18 protein-coding genes and 1 pseudogene are annotated in these 18530 nt (G+C 70.6%); 8 read left to right on the top strand and 11 right to left on the bottom strand.

Annotation, left to right across the window (positions count from 1 at the left end):
- Positions 1-41 precede the first annotated feature (41 nt).
- Positions 42-485, top strand: a complete 444-nt coding sequence (locus tag EZH22_RS26745; protein WP_203193394.1) for a nucleoside deaminase — start codon at positions 42-44, stop codon at positions 483-485.
- 12 nt (positions 486-497) lie between these two features.
- On the opposite strand, the gene EZH22_RS26740 is transcribed toward EZH22_RS26745, so the two are convergent.
- The 7 genes and pseudogenes from EZH22_RS26740 to EZH22_RS26710 form a co-directional block, all read right to left on the bottom strand.
- Positions 498-860, bottom strand: coding sequence for a hypothetical protein (locus EZH22_RS26740; RefSeq protein WP_203193393.1), 363 nt, complete (start codon positions 858-860; stop codon positions 498-500).
- Positions 861-941: 81 nt separating this feature from the next.
- Positions 942-1355 (bottom strand): hypothetical protein, encoded by a 414-nt coding sequence (locus tag EZH22_RS26735; RefSeq protein ID WP_231711167.1) that lies wholly within the window; start codon positions 1353-1355, stop codon positions 942-944.
- 291 nt (positions 1356-1646) lie between these two features.
- Complete coding sequence (locus EZH22_RS26730) at positions 1647-2552, bottom strand: alpha/beta fold hydrolase (protein ID WP_203193392.1); 906 nt, start codon at positions 2550-2552, stop codon at positions 1647-1649.
- A 71-nt stretch (positions 2553-2623) separates the two neighbouring features.
- Positions 2624-3543, bottom strand: a pseudogene (gene mepA / locus EZH22_RS26725) (penicillin-insensitive murein endopeptidase).
- Positions 3543-4547 (bottom strand): L,D-transpeptidase, encoded by a 1005-nt coding sequence (locus EZH22_RS26720; protein ID WP_203193391.1) that lies wholly within the window; start codon positions 4545-4547, stop codon positions 3543-3545. Before EZH22_RS26720 ends, mepA begins: the two are co-directional and overlap by 1 nt.
- A gap of 136 nt (positions 4548-4683) precedes the next feature.
- On the bottom strand, positions 4684-5397 hold the full coding sequence (gene sfsA / locus EZH22_RS26715; RefSeq protein ID WP_203193390.1) for a DNA/RNA nuclease SfsA: 714 nt from the start codon (positions 5395-5397) through the stop codon (positions 4684-4686).
- Positions 5397-5909, bottom strand: a complete 513-nt coding sequence (locus EZH22_RS26710; RefSeq protein WP_203193389.1) for a PaaI family thioesterase — start codon at positions 5907-5909, stop codon at positions 5397-5399. Before EZH22_RS26710 ends, sfsA begins: the two co-directional genes overlap by 1 nt.
- A 162-nt stretch (positions 5910-6071) precedes the next feature.
- Here EZH22_RS26710 and EZH22_RS26705 point away from each other — a divergent pair, with 162 nt between their 5' ends.
- From EZH22_RS26705 to EZH22_RS26690, 5 genes are all read left to right on the top strand, one after another.
- Positions 6072-6959 carry an ImuA family protein gene (locus tag EZH22_RS26705; protein WP_203193388.1) on the top strand — a complete coding sequence of 296 codons (888 nt, stop codon included), beginning with the start codon at positions 6072-6074 and terminating at the stop codon, positions 6957-6959.
- Positions 6853-8343 carry a Y-family DNA polymerase gene (locus tag EZH22_RS26700; RefSeq protein ID WP_408647649.1) on the top strand — a complete coding sequence of 497 codons (1491 nt, stop codon included), beginning with the start codon at positions 6853-6855 and terminating at the stop codon, positions 8341-8343. The genes EZH22_RS26705 and EZH22_RS26700 overlap by 107 nt, the downstream gene beginning before the upstream one ends.
- The gene (locus tag EZH22_RS33010; protein WP_408647648.1) at positions 8271-8534 is read left to right on the top strand and encodes a DUF6504 family protein; all 264 of its coding nucleotides are present in this window, start codon (positions 8271-8273) and stop codon (positions 8532-8534) included. Before EZH22_RS26700 ends, EZH22_RS33010 begins: the two co-directional genes overlap by 73 nt.
- A gap of 8 nt (positions 8535-8542) precedes the next feature.
- The gene (locus EZH22_RS26695; protein WP_203193387.1) at positions 8543-11974 is read left to right on the top strand and encodes an error-prone DNA polymerase; all 3432 of its coding nucleotides are present in this window, start codon (positions 8543-8545) and stop codon (positions 11972-11974) included.
- Between the two features lie 133 nt (positions 11975-12107).
- Entirely contained in the window at positions 12108-12437 is a 330-nt protein-coding gene (locus EZH22_RS26690; RefSeq protein ID WP_203193386.1) for an SMR family transporter, read from the top strand.
- A gap of 77 nt (positions 12438-12514) precedes the next feature.
- On the opposite strand, the gene EZH22_RS26685 is transcribed toward EZH22_RS26690, so the two are convergent.
- Positions 12515-13141, bottom strand: coding sequence for a GNAT family N-acetyltransferase (locus EZH22_RS26685; RefSeq protein ID WP_203193385.1), 627 nt, complete (start codon positions 13139-13141; stop codon positions 12515-12517).
- A gap of 249 nt (positions 13142-13390) precedes the next feature.
- Positions 13391-14647, bottom strand: a complete 1257-nt coding sequence (locus EZH22_RS26680; protein ID WP_203193384.1) for a glycerate kinase type-2 family protein — start codon at positions 14645-14647, stop codon at positions 13391-13393.
- Between the two features lie 191 nt (positions 14648-14838).
- On the opposite strand from EZH22_RS26680, the gene EZH22_RS26675 reads away from it, so the two are divergent.
- Both EZH22_RS26675 and EZH22_RS26670 read left to right on the top strand, forming a co-directional pair.
- A complete protein-coding gene (locus tag EZH22_RS26675) occupies positions 14839-15738 on the top strand; it encodes a methyltransferase domain-containing protein (protein WP_203196785.1) in 900 nt (299 codons plus the stop codon).
- 92 nt (positions 15739-15830) lie between these two features.
- Positions 15831-16289: an acyl-CoA thioesterase gene (locus EZH22_RS26670; protein ID WP_231711166.1), complete on the top strand. Its 459-nt coding sequence runs from the start codon at positions 15831-15833 to the stop codon at positions 16287-16289.
- A gap of 106 nt (positions 16290-16395) precedes the next feature.
- Here EZH22_RS26670 and phbB read toward each other — a convergent pair whose 3' ends face one another.
- On the bottom strand, positions 16396-17118 hold the full coding sequence (gene phbB, locus EZH22_RS26665; RefSeq protein ID WP_203193383.1) for an acetoacetyl-CoA reductase: 723 nt from the start codon (positions 17116-17118) through the stop codon (positions 16396-16398).
- 200 nt (positions 17119-17318) lie between these two features.
- Positions 17319-18497: an acetyl-CoA C-acetyltransferase gene (locus EZH22_RS26660; protein ID WP_203193382.1), complete on the bottom strand. Its 1179-nt coding sequence runs from the start codon at positions 18495-18497 to the stop codon at positions 17319-17321.
- Between the last annotated feature and the right edge of the window lie 33 nt (positions 18498-18530).

Here is an 18530-nt window from a genome sequence, read left to right as displayed (position 1 = left end):
AGGCGAGCCGGCGCGGCGAGCGCGGCGATGACAGGGGCACCATGTCCGGAACCTTCATGCAGATGGCGCTCAACGAGGCGCGGGCCGCCGCCGAGCGCGGCGAGGTGCCGGTGGGAGCCGTGCTGGTGCGCGGCGTCGAGGTGATCGCCCGCGACGGCAACCGCACCCGGGAATTCAATGATGCCACCGCCCACGCGGAGATTCTGGTGCTGCGCGCGGCGGGCGCGCGGCTGAAATCCGAGCGGCTTTTGAACTGCGACCTGTACGTGACGCTGGAGCCCTGCGCCATGTGCGCGGCGGCGATCTCCTTCGCGCGCATCCGCCGGCTTTATTTCGGCGCGTCCGATCCCAAGGGGGGCGGAGTGGAACACGGGCCGCGCTTTTTCTCTCAGGGCACCTGCCATCACGCGCCGGAAGTCTATGGCGGCATCGCCGAGCGGCAGGCGGCGGAGGTGCTGAAGGCGTTCTTTCAGGAGCGGCGGTAACCGATGGCCGATCTACTCGGGGCAGCGCTGGAGCGGGCCGTTCCAGCCGTCCTTGTTCATGCGGTAGCTGAGCATGCCCTTGGCGAGGCGGACGGTGACGGCGGTCTTCTCCGGGTCTGCCGCGTCGAACGAGCAGGCGCCGCGCCAGCGCACGGTATTGCCGGCGCGCGAGACGGCGGTGAAGTCGCAGGAGAAGTCCTCTCCCGAAAACCCCATGGGATAGACGATCACGGTCGACAGGGGCCGCCCGCAGCGACCCGGCGTCGCCCAGGTCCCGACGACGCTTTCGGCGGCGAAAGCCGGGATGATCCACCCCGCGCCGGCCAGGGCCGCGAGCAGGGCGGCGCAGAGAAAGACGGCACGGAACCCGGGCACGGTGACTCCTGACGACGGAACAGCTTTGAGACTAGCACGACCGGAGGCCGGCGGCGCGGATCGCGCGGCAGGCCGCCGATTTCATTTGCAGGCGCACACGGCCTCGGACGCCTGATCGTTCCACGAGCTGCCCACATAGCGGTAGCTGCGGTTGGAGCGGAAATGGGCGCCGCTTTCGTTGACATGCTGCCAGAGGGTCAGGGTGCATCCGCGGGTGACCTTGAAGGAGGAGACCTGATCGTTCCAGGAGGGATCGTAGATCACGCTCTCACAGCCGGGGCCGTGGCCGTTGGTGGTGCAGCCGAGGCTTTCGCCCCGCACCATCTTCATGCGCTCCAGGTTGTGCAGCGTGTAGCCGGAGCCGCCATAGTCGCGGTGCTGGAAGATGCGGCAGCCGGCCTTGGCGGCCATGGGCGCAAGGCAGACGCCGGCGGCGATCAGGGAGCCCAGGGCGATGCCCGGCAGGCTTTTTGGCAGGTTCATGCATGTGGTCATGGCGGCCCCTCCGTCCTCATCAACGGATTGAGATGGATGTTTGAAGGTGCGACGTCGTCCCGCCACGCGGGCTGTTCGCGCGGCGCGAGTGGATCCGTTGCTCCGCAGCGGAGCGGCCCGGATCCAAAATCAGCCCGAAGACGTGCGTGACGCGAAGAACAGGGGCGCACGAAACCTTGCGGGCTTCTTGTTCAGCTAGACATGTTGTTCAGTATAGACATGGCGTCGCGCCCCGCATCCACCGTTTGAGGGATGCAAGTCCAAACCGCATTTAAAAGGTGTCGCGCGCCTTCAGCCGGCCGAGAGGAACGGTCCCGCTGCCGCCAGCAGGTCTTGCGGCGCCTCCTCGGCGACGAAATGGCCGCTGTCCACCGCCTTGCCGTCGAGCTTGGGCGCCAGCGCCTTCCAGGCGTCCAGCGGGCTGACGCCGCGGGTCGGAATGCCCGCCGAGCCCCACACGGCGAAGGTCGGGCAGGAAAGGGTGCGTCCGGCAGCGAGGTCCGCCTCGTCGTGGGCGAGGTCGATGGTCGCGCCGGCGCGGTAGTCCTCGCACATGGCGTGGAGCCGGTCGGGAGAGGCGATGGCCGCGCGGTAATAGGCCATGGCGCGGGCATCGAAGGCGGTGAGGTCCTTGGCCGCCGTCCAGCTGGCCATGGTCCAGTCGAGGAACCAGCGCGGATGGTCGCCGATGAGCTTCTCCGGCAGCGGCTTCGGCTGGGCCAGCATGGACCAGTGATAGACCTGCAGCGCCCGCGCCCGGTCCATCTTGTGCCACATGACGTAGGTGGGAACGATGTCCAGCACCACCAGCCGGTCGAGCCGGCCGGGATGGTCGAGGCCGAGCCGGTAGCCTACCCGGGCACCGCGATCGTGGCCCATCAGCGCGAAATGGGCGAAGCCAAGATGCTCCATCACCTCCACCATGGCGGCGGCCATGGCGCGCTTGGAATAGGGGAAGTGGTCGTTCCCCTCCTCCGGCGCGGCGCTCCAGCCGTAGCCGGGCAGGTCCGGAATGACAAGCGTGTGATGCTCCGCGAGCTTTTCCGCCACCTTGTGCCACATCACGTGGCTCTGCGGGAAGCCGTGCAGGAGGAGGAGCGGGGATCCGGTGCCGCCCTGTCGCAGGAAGATGCGGCCGGCCTTCGTGTCCACATAGTGCGAGGCGAAGCCGGGGAAGAGGTCGGCGAGATCGGTCATGGTTTCCTCCGTGTCGTCGCATCCGGGCGCCGCGGGTTTTTGCGCGGTCTTCGCTCAAGTGCCGCGCCGGCTTATTTGGCGCCGAGCACCGCCGTGCAGGCCTCGGGCAGGTCGGCAAGGGTTAAAGGCGGCTTGGGCTTCGCCGGTTCCTTCTCGGGCTTGGGATGGAGCACCTCGTCGGTGAACCACCAGTCCAGCTCCGCCCCGCAACCCTCGCCCGAGGGCGCGGCCTCCTGCAGCCGGCACTGGGGGCTGTCGGGGGACAGGCGAGGCGCACATGCATGTGATAGTCGTGGCCCCAGTAGGGACGCACCTTGGCGAGGAAGCCGCGGTCGCCGGTCGCTTCCCGGCACAGGGCCTTCTTGATGGCCGCGTTGACGAAGATGCGCTCGACGCGCGGCTCGAGGGCCGCCGCGCGGATCACCTTCCAGGTGTCGGGCCGCCAGTTGGCGGCGTCGATGTCGCGCCGGTCGGCCCGCACCATCATGGTGGCGGAGAGCTTCTCGCGCTCGTCCCGCGACAGCTCGCGGCCGGGGCTCGGGGTCAGCCAGATGTCGGCGTCGATGCCGATCTGGTGGGAGGCATGGCCGGTGAGCATGGGTCCGCCGCGGGGCTGGGACATGTCGCCCACCAGGATGCCCTGCCAGCCCGAGACCTTCGGCACCTGCGCGGAGAAGCGCTCGAGGAAGGCGACAAGGTCGGGATGGCCCCAGTTGCGGTTGCGCGACAGCCGCATGACCTGCCAGTTGGGGCCATTCACCGGCAGCGCCGAAGCCCCCGCGAGGCAGCCCTTGGAATAGAAGCCGATGGACCGGGCGGCGAGCGGCGCCGGGCCGGCGGCGCGGCCGAACAGCTCCTTGGCCGGCACGGCCGCGCCCACGGGCTTCGCGGCTGGCGGCGCCACCTGCTGCGCCTGCGCCGGCGGCAGGAACGGCGTCAGGCCGAGCAACGCGGCGGCAAGGCGCGCGCGGCCGGGGCGGGGAAAGCCCATCAGCTCGTCGCCTTGTGGGTCATGATGACGAAGCCGCCTTCGCTGCGCGTGCCGGGATGGGCCGGCAGGTCGGTGACGAAGAGCGTTGCGCCGGGCACCACCAGCGCCGCCACCTGCTTGTTGATGGAAGGGCCCACCGTGATGCGGGCGAGGGCTTCCTGCGCCATCCCGGCGGGCTGCTGGCCGCCTTCGTAGGAGATGGCGCTCCAGCGCGGGGCGGTGCCGTCCTTGGTCACCAGCACGTAGACCACGTTGCCGAGGGGCTCTTCGGGGGCGGTGATGACCACCGGCCCCTGCACCACTGTCTGCGCCCCGCGCAGCACGGTGATGCTGCGGTCGGCGCCGCTCACCACCATGGAGACGGGCTCCGGCGTCGCGGCGGCGTCTTGTGGCGCGCCCTGGCCGGTGGCGGAGACGGCAAGCTCCTCGTCCAGCCCCTCGCTCATGACGATGCCGGGGTGGATCACGTCCTCGGGGGCGCTGTGGGCATCGGCGATGATCACCGGCGTGCCCACATGGGTGATGCCGAACAGGAGCTTGGAGAAGGCGAGCGGCAAGTGCACGCAGCCGTGGGAGGAGGGATAGCCGGGCAGCCCGCCCGCATGCAGCGCCACCCCCGACCAGGTGAGGCGCTCCGTGTAGGGCATGGAGGCGTCGTTATAAAGCGAGGAGTGGTGGTCCACGTCCTTGCCGAGGATGGTGAAGACGCCGGTGGGGGTGTCGTGCCCCTCCTTGCCGGTGGAGACGGTGGCGACGCCGATGCGCACGCCGTTGCGGTAGACGAAGCACAATTGGTCGGTGAGGTTCACCACGACGGCGACGAAGCCGTCCGGCGCCCGCTCGGGATACCAGACCCATTGGCCGGGCTTCAGCGCCTTGATGGCCTCCACGTCCGGGTCCTCCTCGGCGCGGGCCGGCAGGAATGCGTCGGCGACGAGCGCGCCCGCGAGCGTCGCGGCCAGCCTGAAGGTGCCGCGCCGGGTGAGGTGGAGGGTGAAGGGCATGCCGGATCCCCAACGTGCGAATCGATGAATGTTCTATGTGTGGCGCGGCCCGGCGGGCCTGTCCATGCGCGCATGCGAGGAGATGCGCGCGCTGACGGAGGGGGAGGTGCGGCGGCCGATCTGTCTCACCTCGTCCTCACCCCGTCATGGGAACGAGGCCCGCCACCTCGATGCCCTCGGGATCGATGCGGCAGACGAGGCCGATGGCCTCGATGCCGGCGGCGCGCGCCCGGTCGAAGGCGCGGCCATAGGCGGGGTCGAGGTCGCGGGCGAGGCCGATGGTGCGGGCCGAGCCGATCTGGCTCAGATAGACCATGACCGAGCGGTTGCCCTTTTCCGCTTCGGCCGCCAGCTCCTCGAGGTGCTTGGCACCGCGCGCGGTGACGCAGTCCGGAAACTCGGCGCGGCCCGGCGCGCGCATGAGGTGCACGTTCTTCACCTCCACGAGGCAGAGGGGTTTTGCCTCGTCCTCCAGCTGGATGTCGATGCGGCTCGATTTGCCGTACTTCACCTCGCGCCGCATGCGGGCATAGCCGGAAAGCGCCGGCACGTGGCCGGCCGCGATGGCCTCGGCCACCAGCAGATTGGGGTGCATGGTGTTCACCCCCACCAATTCCGGCCCTGCCCCGAAGTCGGCTTCCACCAGCTCCCAGCTCAGGGCCAGCTTGCGGGCGGGATTGGGCGAGCGGGAGAGCCACACCCGGCTGCCGGGGGCGCCAAGCCCCAGCATGGCGCCGGAATTGGCCACGTGCGCGGTGGTTTCCGTGCCGTCCGCCAGTACCACGTCGGCGAGGAAGCGCTTGTAGCGCCTGAGCAGACGGCCGGGAATGAGAGGGGTGGCGAAGCGCATCAGCCGGCGGCCGGCCCGTCGCTTTTGCCGTGCAGGCAGATGAGGGTCTGCGTGGCGGTGGCGCAATGGGTGCGCGCGCCGTCCGCATCGGCATAGACGTCCACGCGCACGATGGTGAGGGTGCGCCCGGCGCGCGTCACCTCGCCTACCGCCACCAGCCGCTCGCCCTTGCCGGGGGACATGATGTTGATCTTGTATTCCACGGTCAGCACCGTGGAGCCGGGCGGGAACAGGGTGAAGGCGGCATAGCCGCCCGCCGTGTCGGCGATGGCGCCGATGGAGCCGCCATGGAAGAAGCCATGCTGCTGGGTAACGCCCTCCGCATAGGGCAGCACCACCTCGACCCGCCCCGGCACCACCGCGCCCAGGACGGCGCCGAGGGTGGCCATGAAGGGCTGGCGCGCGAAGCTCTCGCGCACCTTGGTCTCGAAGGCGGGATCCCGGGGGGTGAAGGCTTCGGAAACGGAGCCTTGGGGCGTGGTGTTCTGGGGGGTGAGGTCGGGCTGTGTCATCTCGGCGGGGGGATCGGGACGGGGGAGGCGACCATAGCCGATCGCGGGCGGTTCGCATCCATTGCCTTTGGGGGCATGGCGGGGAGGAGGAGCGCGGCTGCCTTGACTCAGCCCCAGGCTTCCGGAATCTATAGGAACAAATAGAGAACGAAAGAGGCGGTCGTGCCGTCATGTTCCACGGAAGCATCCCGCTCCGCGGCCGATGTCGCGCGTCTGCGCCGGACGATCGCGGCCATCGAGCGGGGCGAGGCATCACCCGACCCGTCCGGGACTTTCCCCGCGTCGGAAGGCGGGGCGCCTGCGCGCCTGTTGCTGGGGGTGCCGCAGGTGGATGGCGTCCTTGGCGGCGGCCTCCTGTGGGGCGGCCTCCACGAGGCGTCGGCGGCGGCGGAGCATGCGGGCGTGCTCGGCGCCTTCGCTTTGGGGCTCGCCGCCCGCGCGGTGGCACAGCGCCGCCGGCCGCTGCTGGTGGTGCAGCAGGATCTGGTGCCGTGGGAGGCCGGCACCTTCTACGCGCCGGGGCTTGCCGCCTTCGGCCTGTCCCCCGGTGCGCTCATCGTGGTGCGCGTGCGCCGGCCGCAGGACGTCCTGTTCGTGATGGAGGAGGGTTTGAAATGCGCCGGCCTTGCCGCGGTCCTGGGAGAAGTGTGCGCGCCTCTGCCGGAAGCGCTCACAGCCACGCGGCGCCTTTCGCTCGCAGCGCGGGGGCGGGGTGTCCTCGGCCTCCTCGTGCGCTACGCGGCGGCCCCCGAGCCCTGCGCGGCGGCGAGCCGCTGGGTGGTCTCGCCCTTGCCCAGCCCGGCCCGAGACGGCTTCGGCGGCCTTGGCCTGCCCCGCGCCAATGCCCGCCTGGTGCGCAACCGCTTCGGGCCGCCCGGGGCCTGGCCGCTGGCCTTCGCCGGCGGTCATTTCCGCCTTGCGCCGGACGAGAGGGAGGCGCGGCATGACCCCCGGGACACTGGATCTCCCAGCCTCGGACGGCCGGCGCTATCTCGCCCTCAACCTGCCGAGCCTTTCGACGGACCGCCTCGAACGGCGGATGTCGCCTGAGGCGCGCGCCGCGCCCCGTGCCACCGTGGTGGCGGACAAGGGCGCGGTGCGCCTCCTGTCGCTGAATGCGGCCGCCGTGTCGCTCGGCTTGGCGCCGGGCCTGGCGCTGGCCGATGCCCGCGCCCGCTTTCCCGGCCTCGCGGTGAGCGAGGCTACGCCGGACGCGGATGCGCATGTGCTCATGCGCTTCGCCGACGCCTGCGAGCGCTACACCCCGCTCCTCGCCCTCGACGGGCGCGCGGGGCTGCTGCTCGATGTCACCGGCTGCGCCCACCTGTTCGGCGGCGAAGAGGGACTGGTGCGCGACCTGCTCCGGCGGGTGGGCGCCCAGGGCTTTGCCGCCCGCGCGGCCCTTGCCGCCACCTCCGGGGCGGCCTTCGCCTTGGCCCGGTTCTCGGCGAGGGGGGAGCGGCGGGCCGGCGCCGGCGTGGTGGTGCCGCAGGAGGAGGACCTCGTACCGCTCCTGTCCCCCCTGTCGCTCGCCGCCTTGCGGCTGGAGGAGGGAGCGCTCGGCGCCCTGGCGCGGCTCGGCTTCCGCCGGGTGGGAGACCTCGTCGGCAAGCCCCGCGCCCCGCTCGCCGCCCGCTTCGGCGCCGGGCTCCTCGATCGCCTCGACGCGGCGCTGGGAACGGCTCCGGCGGCGGTGGACTATCGCTTTTCCCCGCCGGTCTTCTGCGCCGAGCGCAATCTGTTCGAGCCGGTGGAGCGGGTGGAGGACGTGCTGGGCCTCACGCTGAAGCTCGCCGCCTCCCTCGTCCCCGCTCTGGAGCGCCAGGGGGTGGGGACGCGGCGGCTCGAACTTTCCCTGTTCCGGGTGGACGGCAAGGTGACGCGCCTTGTCGTCGGCACCGGCCGGCCGCTGCGCGATCCGCAGGCCATTCGCCGCCTGTTCGCGGAGAAGCTGGCCGCGGTCTCCTGTCTCGATGCGGGCTTCGGCTTCGACCTCCTGCGCCTCGCCGTGCGGGAGGCGGCCCCCATGGCCGAGCGCCAGTCGGGGTTTGCCGCCGATACGGACGGGGCGGAGGCGCTCGACGGCCTCATCGACCGCCTTTCCATCCGCTTCGGGACGCGGCAGGTGCAGGTGCTGGTGGCGGAGGATCGCCATTGGCCCGACGCCAGCAGCCGTGCCGTGCCGGCCCAGGCGATCGGCGCGGCGGCCCTGCTCGCCGGGGCGGCAGGGGGGCTGGCGGGGGACGAGGGATGGGAGGGGCCCGTTGCCTTGCCGGCGGAGGACCGGAGGGGGGCGTTGCGACCATCCCGGACCTCTGCGGGCCCGATCGCCCCCTGCGCCTGTTCGACAGGCCCGAGCCGGTGGAGGCGGTGGCCGAGGTGCCCGACGGGCCGCCCTTGCACTTCCGCTGGCGTCGGCGCCGCCATGAGGTGAGCCGTGCCGAGGGGCCGGAGCGCATCGCCGCCGAATGGTGGCGAAAGGGACCACAGGAGACGGCGGTCCCCACGCGCGACTATTTCCGCGTGGAGACCCGGGAGGGACACCGCTTCTGGCTGTTCCGCGCCGGCCTCTACGGGCGGGAGACGAGCGAGCCGCGCTGGTTCATCCACGGCCTGTTCGGGTGAGGGGCGCCATGACCTCGCCTTCCGAATCCTCACCTTCCGGATCCTCGCCTTCGCCTTCCGGGGCCTCGCTCCTCCCATTCCCGGCGGAGCCACCCGCGCGCCGGCCTGCGCCGCCGGCTCCAGCCCAGCCCTTCGTCGAGCTGGCCGTCACCACCAATTTCTCCTTCCTGCGCGGGGGCTCGCATCCGGAGGAGTATGTGGCGGCGGCCGCGGCCCTCGGCCATCGCGGCATCGGGATTGCCGACCGCAACACGCTGGCCGGCGTGGTGCGCGCCCATGCCATGGCGAAGGTCCAGGGCGTGCGGCTCGCGGTGGGCGCGCGCCTCGTCTTTGCCGACGGCACGCCCGACATCCTCGCCTACCCGCAGGACCGCGCCGCCTATGGCCGGCTCTGCCGCCTCCTCACCGCCGGCAACATGCGGGCGCAGAAGGGGGACTGCCATCTCGGCCTCGCCGATCTCCTGGAATGGCAGGAGGGGATGTGTCTTGCCGTGCTCCCGCCGCGCCGCCTGCCGGAGGCGTTCGCGCCCTTCCTGTCGCGCCTGAAGGAGGCCGCCCCCGGCCGGGTCTGGCTCGTCGCCCCCCTGTTCGGGCGTGGCGACGATGCCCGCCGCCTCGCGCGGCTGTCCGAGATGGCGTGTGCGGCAGGCGTGCCGCTCCTCGCCTCGGGGGACGTGCTCTATCACGACCCCGACCGGCGCCCGCTGCAGGACGTGCTCACCGCCATCCGCCACCACCTGCCGCTGGACGCCGCCGGCCGCCGGCTGGAGGCGAATGCCGAGCGGCACCTGAAATCTCCCGCCGAGATGGCGCGCCTCTACCGCGCCGTGCCCGGGGCGGTGGCGGAGACCTTCTCCTTCTTCTCCCGGCTCGCCTTCTGCCTCGATGACCTGAAGCCCACCTATCCGCGCGAGGCGCGCGCGGGCTTCGAGAGCCCGCAGGCGGCCCTGGAGGCGCTCGCCTGGGCGGGGGCGCGGAACCATTATCCCGACGGCGTGCCGCAGAAGGTGCGCGATGCGCTCGTTCACGAGCTCGGCCTCATCGCCAAGCTGGGCTACGCCCCCTATTTCCTCACCGTGCACGAGATCGTCGGCTTCGCCCGGGGCAAGGGCATCCTGTGCCAGGGGCGCGGCTCGGCGGCCAATTCCGCGGTGTGCTTCTGCATGGGCATCACCGACGTCGATCCCATGAAGACCAACCTCCTGTTCGAGCGGTTCATCTCGGAGGAGCGGGGCGAGCCGCCGGACATCGATATCGATTTCGAGCATGAGCGCCGGGGCGAGGTGCTCGCCTTCGTCTATGCGCGCTACGGCGCCGCCCATGCGGGGCTCGCCGCCACCACCATCACCTACCGCACCCGCTCGGCGGTGCGCGAGGTGGGCAAGGCCTTCGGCCTCTCCGACGATACGGTGGGGGTGCTCGCAGGCTCCATCTGGGGCTGGTCCTCGGAGGGGGTGAAGGCGGAGGAGGCCCGCCGCCTCGGCCTCGACCCCGCCGACCCGCGCCTTGGGCATGTGCTGGGCCTGACGAAGGCACTCATCGGCTTTCCGCGCCATCTCTCCCAGCATGTGGGCGGCATGGTGGTGACCCACGACCGGCTCGACGAGACCGTGCCGCTCACGCGGTCGGCCATGGACGAGCGGCCCATCATCGAATGGAACAAGGACGACCTGGAGACGGTGGGCCTGCTCAAGGTGGACGTGCTCGCCCTCGGCATGCTCACCGCGCTGCGCAAGTGCTTCGACCTGCTGAAGGCCCATTACGGACTGGAGATGGGGCGCATCGGCGATACCCCGTTCGCCGATGCGCGGGTCTACGCCATGTTGCAGCGGGCGGATTCCATCGGCGTGTTTCAGGTGGAGAGCCGGGCGCAGCAGACCATGCTGCCGCGCCTCAGGCCGGAGGAGTTCAAGGACCTGGTGGTGGAGGTGGCCATCGTGCGGCCCGGCCCCATCCAGGGCGGCATGGTGCACCCCTATCTGCGGCGCCGGCAGGGGCTGGATCCGGTGGACTATCCTTCCGAAGAGCTGAAGGATGTGCTTTCGCCTACCCTCGGCGTCCCCCTGTTCCAGGAGCAGGCCATGCAGATCGCCATCGTCGGGGCGGGCTTCTCCCCCGGCGAGGCGGACCAATTGCGCCGGGCCATGGCCACCTTCAAGCGGGTCGGCACCATCGGTTCCTTCCACGACAAGCTCATCGCGGGAATGCTGAAGAACGGCTACCAGCGCCCCTTCGCCGAGAGCCTGTGGAAGCAGATCGAAGGCTTCGGCTCCTACGGCTTCCCGCAATCCCACGCGGAGAGCTTCGCCCTCATCGTCTACTGCTCGGCCTGGCTGAAATGCCATTATCCGGACGTGTTCGCCGCCGGGCTCCTGAATGCATGGCCCATGGGCTTCTACGCCCCGGCCCAGCTGGTGCGCGATGCGCAGGAACACGGGGTGGAGGTGCGGCCCGTGGACGTGAACGCCTCGGCCTTCGACCACACCCTGGAGCGGGAGGAGGGTGCTCCCTTCCCCGCCGCGCGGCGCCTGCACCCGCGCCATGCCGACATGGCCGGCGACGTGGAGACCACCCATGCCCTGCGCCTCGGTTTGCGCCAGGTCGAGGGGCTGAAGGCGGCGGAGGCGCAGCGCCTCACCGACTTCAGGGGCGAGGGCTACGATTCCATCCGCGATCTGTGGCTGCGCACCGGCCTTGCGCCATTGACACTGGAGCGCCTTGCCGATGCGGACGCCTTCCGCTCCCTCGGGCTCGACCGTCGCGCGGCGCTCTGGGCCATCAAGGGCCTGCGCCGGGCGGGCGACAAGGACGACCTGCCCCTGTTCCGCGCCGTCGCCACCGCCCGCGAGCCCGACATGGACCTTCAGGCGCTGCCTCCCGGCGCTCAGGTCATCGCCGACTACCGGCACCTCAAGCTGTCCCTGAAGGCCCACCCGCTCGCCTTCCTGCGCCCCGAGCTGGCGCGGCGCGGGGTGACGCCGGCCGGCCGCCTGCCGCCGATGAAGAGCGGCCGCCGCCTGACCTTGGCCGGCCTCGTGCTGGTGCGCCAGCGGCCGGGTACGGCGAGCGGCGTCATCTTCATGACCATTGAGGACGAGGAGGCCTGGGCCAACGTCATCGTCTGGCCGCGCGTGTTCGAGGCCTTCCGCCCGCAGGTCCTGGGCGCGCGCCTCGTGGCGGTGACGGGGCGGCTGCAGAACGAGCAGAGCGTCATCCACCTCGTGGCGGACAGGGTGGAGGACTGGAGCTACCTTGTCTCCACCCTCGATGCCCCCGGCGATCTCGCCAAGCCGATCGATCCCGCCATGCCCGCCGACGAGGGCCGGCGCGGACCGCCGGGACGCGACACGCGCGACAAGGCCGGGCGGCTGCCGCCCCCGCTGTCGCAAGCCGCCACGGACCCCCGCGCGGCCATGCCGAAGGGGCGGAACTTCCATTGAGCCGGCGTCAGGGCCCGCGACGGGGGCGGATCAAGTCCGCCGCATCGGCCGCATTGACAGGGGCCGCCGGCACCGCCTCTCCTCGGCACCGGCGCGCCGGTGCCCGCCGGCTGCGCGAAACCCCCGGGGTCCCATGAGCTATCTCTATCTCGCCATCGCCATCGTCGCCGAAGTGGTGGCGACTTCGGCCCTCAAGTCGACCGAGAGCTTTACGCGGCTTCTGCCGTCGGTGGTGGTGGTCGTGGGCTACGCCACGGCGTTCTTCTGCCTCTCCCTCACCCTCCGGGTGCTGCCGGTGGGCATCTCCTATGCCATCTGGTCGGGCGTGGGCATCGTGCTCGTCACCGCGATCGCCTGGTTCCATCACGGCCAGCGGCTCGACCTGCCGGCGCTGATCGGCCTGATCCTGATCATCGCCGGGGTGGCGGTGATCAACCTGTTCTCGAAGTCCGTCGCCCACTGAAGCGCGGCGGCGCGGCAAAGAAAAAGGCGGCACCTTGCGGTGCCGCCTTCCGTGCGTCCGGGGCAGACGGGAAAAGATCAGTGGGCCTCGAGCTCCACTTCCGAAATGGGCTGTCCCGGCATGAACCAGTCGAACAGGCGGCCGGTGGCGAGGCGCTGGGCCTGCAGCACGGCTCCCGCCACGCCCTGGGCATCAGCCGCCGCCTCCTGCGCCAGCGAGAGCGCGGTGGGGAAGGGGGCGGTGAGCTCGGCCACCACCTCGTCGGTGTCGAAGCTGAGCTCGGCGTCGAATTTGCGCGCAATCTGCTGCATGCGCCGATTGTGGGCGAGGCAGTTCATGCAGAGCGTGCGGATGCCGCGATTGCGCGCGGTCAGGATCACACGCTCCAGAAGCAGCGTGCCGAGCCCATGGTTCTGGAACTCATGCTCCACGCTGAAGGCGGCTTCCGCTTCCCCGGGCAGGACATCGCCCATGGGATAGAGCTCGGCGGCGGCGCGCAGTTCCCCGTCGACGAAGCAGCCGTGCACGATGGCGCCGGTGCGGAACACCCGCGACGCATAGCGCTCGATGAATTCGGCAGATACCGCAGAGCCGAATCTGAACCGGCGGCTCTCCGTATCGAGCCTCAGGAGGTGGTCCCGGAATAATCCGGTCTCCCCGGTCCACAGCTTGCGGATGATCCCCGGTGCGACCTGTTCGGTCATTGGTGGTCTCCAGACTGGCGTCTTGGAAAGCCCCCCGGTTCCTCCGCGATGGAAATTAGGTGCAATGCAGCAAAGGTCAATGGGGCTGACCTTAACGAATACGGCAGGAGTCTGCCCAAAATCCGGGCGCCTCCATTCAGTCAGTTGATATTTAAAGAAAAAATTGCGGTATGCGCTGCACGCAGCGCCGCTGCGCCGCAGCAGGAGGCCTCGGCCACGCGTCCGCCGCAATGGATTCCGTCCGGTCCACTACCGTACCAGTATGGCTCGGAAATCATTGACGTTGGTCAAAGTGGGCCCGGTGATGACCAGGCGGTCGAGGGCGGCGAAGAAGCTGTAGCCGTCATTGTTGGCGAGGAAGTCCTCCGGCTTCAGCCCGAGCCCCGCCGCCGCTTCCAGCAGGCCCGAATCGAACCAGGCGCCGGCATTGTCCTCGGTCCCGTCCACCCCGTCCGTGTCGCAGGAGACGGCGCAGACGCCGGGCCGTCCCTTCAGCGCCACGGCGAGCGCCAGCAGGAACTCCACGCTGCGCCCGCCGCGCCCCTTGCCGCGCACCGTCACCGTGGTCTCGCCGCCGGACAGAAGAACGCAGGGCGCCGCCGCGGGGAGCCCGTGCGAGGCGACCGAGTTGGCGATGCCGGCGAACACGATGGCCGCCTCCCGCGCTTCCCCCTCGATGGCGTCGCCGAGGATGAGGGGGGTGAGGCCGAAATCGCGGGCCTTCGCCTCCGCCGCCTTCAGCGCCATGAGGGGCGTGGCGATCATGTGCACCTCCTGCCCAGCGATGGCATCACCCGAGACGGTGTTGGCGCGGATGACGCCCTCGAGCTTTGCGGTGACCTCGATGCCCCAGGTGCGCATCAAGGCGAGCACCGCCTCCGGGTCCGAGGCCTCCGGGATGGTGGGGCCGGAGCCGATGGCCGCGGGATCGTCCCCCGGCACGTCGGAGATGAGATAGGTCACCGCCCGCGCCGGGGCGATGGCGGCGGCGAGGCGCCCGCCCTTGATGGCGGACACGGACTTGCGCACGCGGTTCATGACGCCGATGGGCGCGCCGGACTTCAGCAGGGCGGCGTTGAGCGCCTGCTTGTCGGCCAGCGACAGCCCCTCCGCCGGCAAGGTGAGCAGGGCCGAGGCGCCGCCCGACATGAGGCACACCACGAGGTCGTCGGGCCCGGCGCCACGCGCCAGCTCCAGGATGCGCCGCGCCGCGTCGAGCCCCGCCTGGTCGGGCACGGGGTGGGCGGCCTCCACGATCTCGATGTGGCGGGTCTCGCAGCCATGGCCGTAGCGGGTGACGATGAGGCCCTCGCAGGGGCGGCCCCATTCCTCCTCGAAGGCGCGGGCCATGCGCGCCGAGGCCTTGCCGGCCCCGATGACGATCGTCCGGCCTTTCGGCGGGGCGGGCAGGCGGTCCCTGAACTTGCCCTCCGGCAGCGCGGCGGCGAGCGCGGCATCGAACAGGCCGAGGAGGATGTCCCGGTCGGAGAGGGGCTCGGGCGGCATGGCGTTCTCCCGCGTCCCGCCGGCATCCGGCGGGGCTTTCTTGGCGTTTGTCCTCCGCCTGTAGCGAGCCCTCGCCCGGCGATCAATGGCGCCCCGGCGAAAGGCAGCTTTAATGCCGCGTGCAAGGTGCCCGCTGCGAACGCGGCCGGCGCGCGCGTGCATCCGGTGGTGCGAGGCCCTATATGCGCTCCATGACCGACGCCGCTCCCCTCGTCTTCGATCGTCCCCTCCTGCGCCGGCGCCTGGCGCGGGCCGCGCGCCTGGGCCCCGAGCCCTTCCTGCTGGAGCGGGCGGCCGAGGATGTGGCCGACCGCTTGGCGGCGGTGAAGCGGCGATTCGAGACGGCCGTGGACCTCGGCACGCCGACCGATGCGCTCGCCCGCGCGCTCGCCGGCCACGCCGCCGTCGGGCGCCTGTTCCGCGCGGCTCCGGGCCAGGGGGCGGCGCCGCCGGCCGTGGTGGCCGACGAGGAGGCGCTGCCGTTCGCCGATGGCGCGCTCGATCTCGTTGTTTCCGCCTTGTCCCTGCAGACGGTGAACGACCTGCCGGGCGTCCTTGCGCAGGTGCGGCGTGCGCTCAAGCCCGATGGGCTCTTCCTCGCCGCCCTGCTGGGCGGGAGCAGCCTCACCGAACTGCGGCAGGCCTTCGCCGTCGCCGAGAGCGAGACCACCGGAGGCCTCTCCCCGCGCGTCGCGCCGTTCGCCGACGTGCGGGATCTCGGCGCCCTGCTCCAGCGTGCCGGCTTCACCCTTCCGGTCACCGACGTGGACCGGGTGGTGGTGCGCTATGGCTCGCCCTTCTCCCTGTTCTCGGACCTGCGCCGCATGGGTGGCACCAACGCGCTCCTGGAGCGTCGGCGGGTGCCGATGCGCCGCGCCACGCTCCTGCGCGCAGCAGAGGTCTATGCAGAACGGTTCGCCGATGCCGACGGGCGGGTACGCGCGACCTTCGAGATCGTCTTCCTCTCCGGCTGGGCGCCGCACGAGAGCCAGCAGAAGCCCCTGCGACCCGGCTCGGCGCAGATGCGGCTCGCCGACGCGCTCGGCGCGCGCGAGGTGCCGCTGCCGCCGGGCGGTGTCCGCGAAGACTGAGAGGGGCGCCGATTCGGCTTTCGAGGCGGGCGCGTCCGGCTTTAAACAGGGGAAGGGCCGCCGTGCCGGCGGCCTGCAAACGGGGAAACGGGATGAGCGGACAGGCGCAGGGGAGCGGCGGGCGCGAGGCGCCGGTGCTGATCGAGGGCTTTTCCCACGTGCTGCCCATCACCACGCGCTGGGCCGACGTGGACGTCTACGGCCACGTGAACAACGTGGTCTATTACTCCTATTTCGACACCGTGGTGAACGAGCAGCTGGTTTCTGCCGGCGCGCTCGACCCGCAGACCAGCCCGGTCATCGGCCTCGTGGTGGAGACGCGCTGCACCTATTTCCGCAGCCTCACCTACCCGGCCCCGGTCAGGGCCGGCATGCGGGTGACGAAGCTCGGCTCCTCCTCGGTGCGCTATGAGATCGCCCTGTTCCAGGGCGAGGATCCGCGCGCAGCGGCGCAGGGCCATTTCGTCCACGTCTATGTGGACCGGGCGACCCAGAAGCCGGTGCCGATCCCCGACGCCGTGCGGGCGCTGCTGGAAACACTGGTTGTGTAGGTCTCCACCGCCGCCGCCGCAGGCGGCATCCCCTCAAAAAGCACATGCCCCGGACGAGCCGGGGCATGGCGGAAGGGGGCGGGGCAGGGGCGGGCCGGCGGCAGGCTCAGGTGATGTACTGGGCGCCGTTGACGGTCATGGTCGCGCCAGTGATGAAGCCGGCGTCGTCGGAGACGAGGAAGACCACGCAGCGGGCGATATCCTCCGGCTCGCCGAGGCGGCCGACGGGGATGGTCGCCACGATCTTCGCCAGCGCCTCGGCCGGCACAGCTTTCACCATTTCCGTGCCGATATAGCCGGGGGCGATGGCGTTCACCGTGATGCCGAGGCGCGCGCTTTCCTGCGCCAGGGCCTTGACGAAGCCGATCTCGCCGGCCTTGGCGGCGGAATAATTGGTCTGGCCGAACTGGCCCTTCTGCCCGTTGATGGACGAGATGCAGACGATGCGGCCGAACTTGCGGTCGCGCATGCCCTCGATCACGTTGCGGGTCATGTTGAAGGCGGAGTTGAGGTTGGTGTTGATCACCGCGCTCCACTGCTCCAGCGACATCTTGTGGAGCTGGCCGTCGCGGGTGATGCCGGCGTTGTTCACCAGCACTTCCACCGGGCCGAGATCGGCCTCGACCTTGGCAATGCCGGCCTTGCAGGCCTCGAAGTCCGAGACGTCCCACTTGTAGGTGTGAATGCCGGTCTTCTCGGAAAACGCCTTGGCTGCCTCCTCGTTGCCCGCGAAGCTGGCAGCGACCGTGTAGCCGGCGGCCTTCAGCGCCACCGAGATGGCCTCACCTATCCCACGCGTGCCGCCCGTGACCAATGCGACGCGTCCCATGGTTCCCTCCTTACGACTATTGGCTCGACCTGAAGACACCTCACCTGTTCCCGGAGCGGGTCGAGCCACACCCGGGTGGTGTTTACCAACTCAATGTTTATGTTGGGCAACGGCGGGCCGCGATGGAAGGTCGCGGCCCGGGCGGTGTGCGCGCGTCAGTTGTGCATTGCGCGCGCTTCAGCCTCTGTCCGGACGGACGCTCAGTCGCGGGCGATGCACATGGCGATGCCCATGCCGCCGCCGATGCACAGGGTGGCGAGGCCCTTCTTCGCGTCGCGCTTCTGCATCTCGTGCAGCAACGTCACCAGAATGCGGGCGCCCGAGGCGCCGATGGGGTGGCCGATGGCGATGGCGCCGCCGTTCACGTTCACCTTGCCGAGGTCCCAGCCGAGGTCCTTGTTGACCGCGATGGCCTGGGCCGCAAAGGCCTCGTTGGCCTCCACGAGATCGAGGTCCGACGCGCTCCAGCCGGCCTTCTCGAGGGCGAGGCGCGAGGCCGGAATGGGACCCGTGCCCATGACCGCGGGATCTACGCCGGCCTGGGCCCAGGAGACGATGCGGGCGAGCGGGGTCTTGCCTTCGGCCTTGGCCTTGGCGGCGCTCATGAGCACCACGGCGGCAGCGCCGTCATTGATGCCGGAGGCGTTGCCGGCGGTGACCGTGCCGTCCTTGGCGAAGGCCGGCTTCAGCTTGGCCATCGCCTCGACCGTGGCGCCGTGGCGGATGTACTCGTCCTGGTCCACCACCACGTCGCCCTTGCGGGTGGAGATGGTGACGGGGACGATCTCGTCCTTGAACTTGCCGGCCTTCTGGGCCGCTTCCGCCTTGTTCTGGGATGCGACGGCGAACTCGTCCTGCTCCTGGCGGGTGATCTGGTACTGGCGCGCCACGTTCTCGGCGGTGTTGCCCATGTGGTAGCCGTTGAAGGCGTCCCACAGGCCGTCCTTGATCATGGTGTCGGTGAAGGCGAGGTCGCCCATGCGCTGCCCGTTGCGCAGATGCGCCGCATGGGTGGACTGGCTCATGGATTCCTGGCCGCCGGCCACCACGATCTCGCTGTCGCCGTTGGCGATGGCCTGGGCGCCGAGGGCCACCGTGCGCAGGCCGGAGCCACACACCATGTTCACTTCCCAGGCCGGGCTCTCGATGGGCACGCCGGCCTTGATGGAGGCCTGCCGCGCCGGGTTCTGGCCCTGTGCCGCGGTCAGCACCTGGCCGAGAATCACTTCGCTGACGGAAGCGCCGGGCAGGCCCGCGCGCTCCAGCGCCGCCTTGATGGCGATGGCGCCAAGCTCGTGGGCGGGCAGGGCCGAAAGTGCGCCGTTGAACGACCCGACGGGGGTGCGCGCAGCGCTGACGATGACGACGTCTTCCTTCATGGGGGTCTCTCCTGGGAAGCTCGGGCGGGTGGC

The sequence above is a fragment of the Xanthobacter dioxanivorans genome, assembly GCF_016807805.1.
GTDB lineage: Bacteria > Pseudomonadota > Alphaproteobacteria > Rhizobiales > Xanthobacteraceae > Xanthobacter > Xanthobacter dioxanivorans.
The sequence above is the reverse complement of the archived record's forward strand: the minus strand, read 5'-3'. Positions and strand labels throughout refer to the sequence as shown.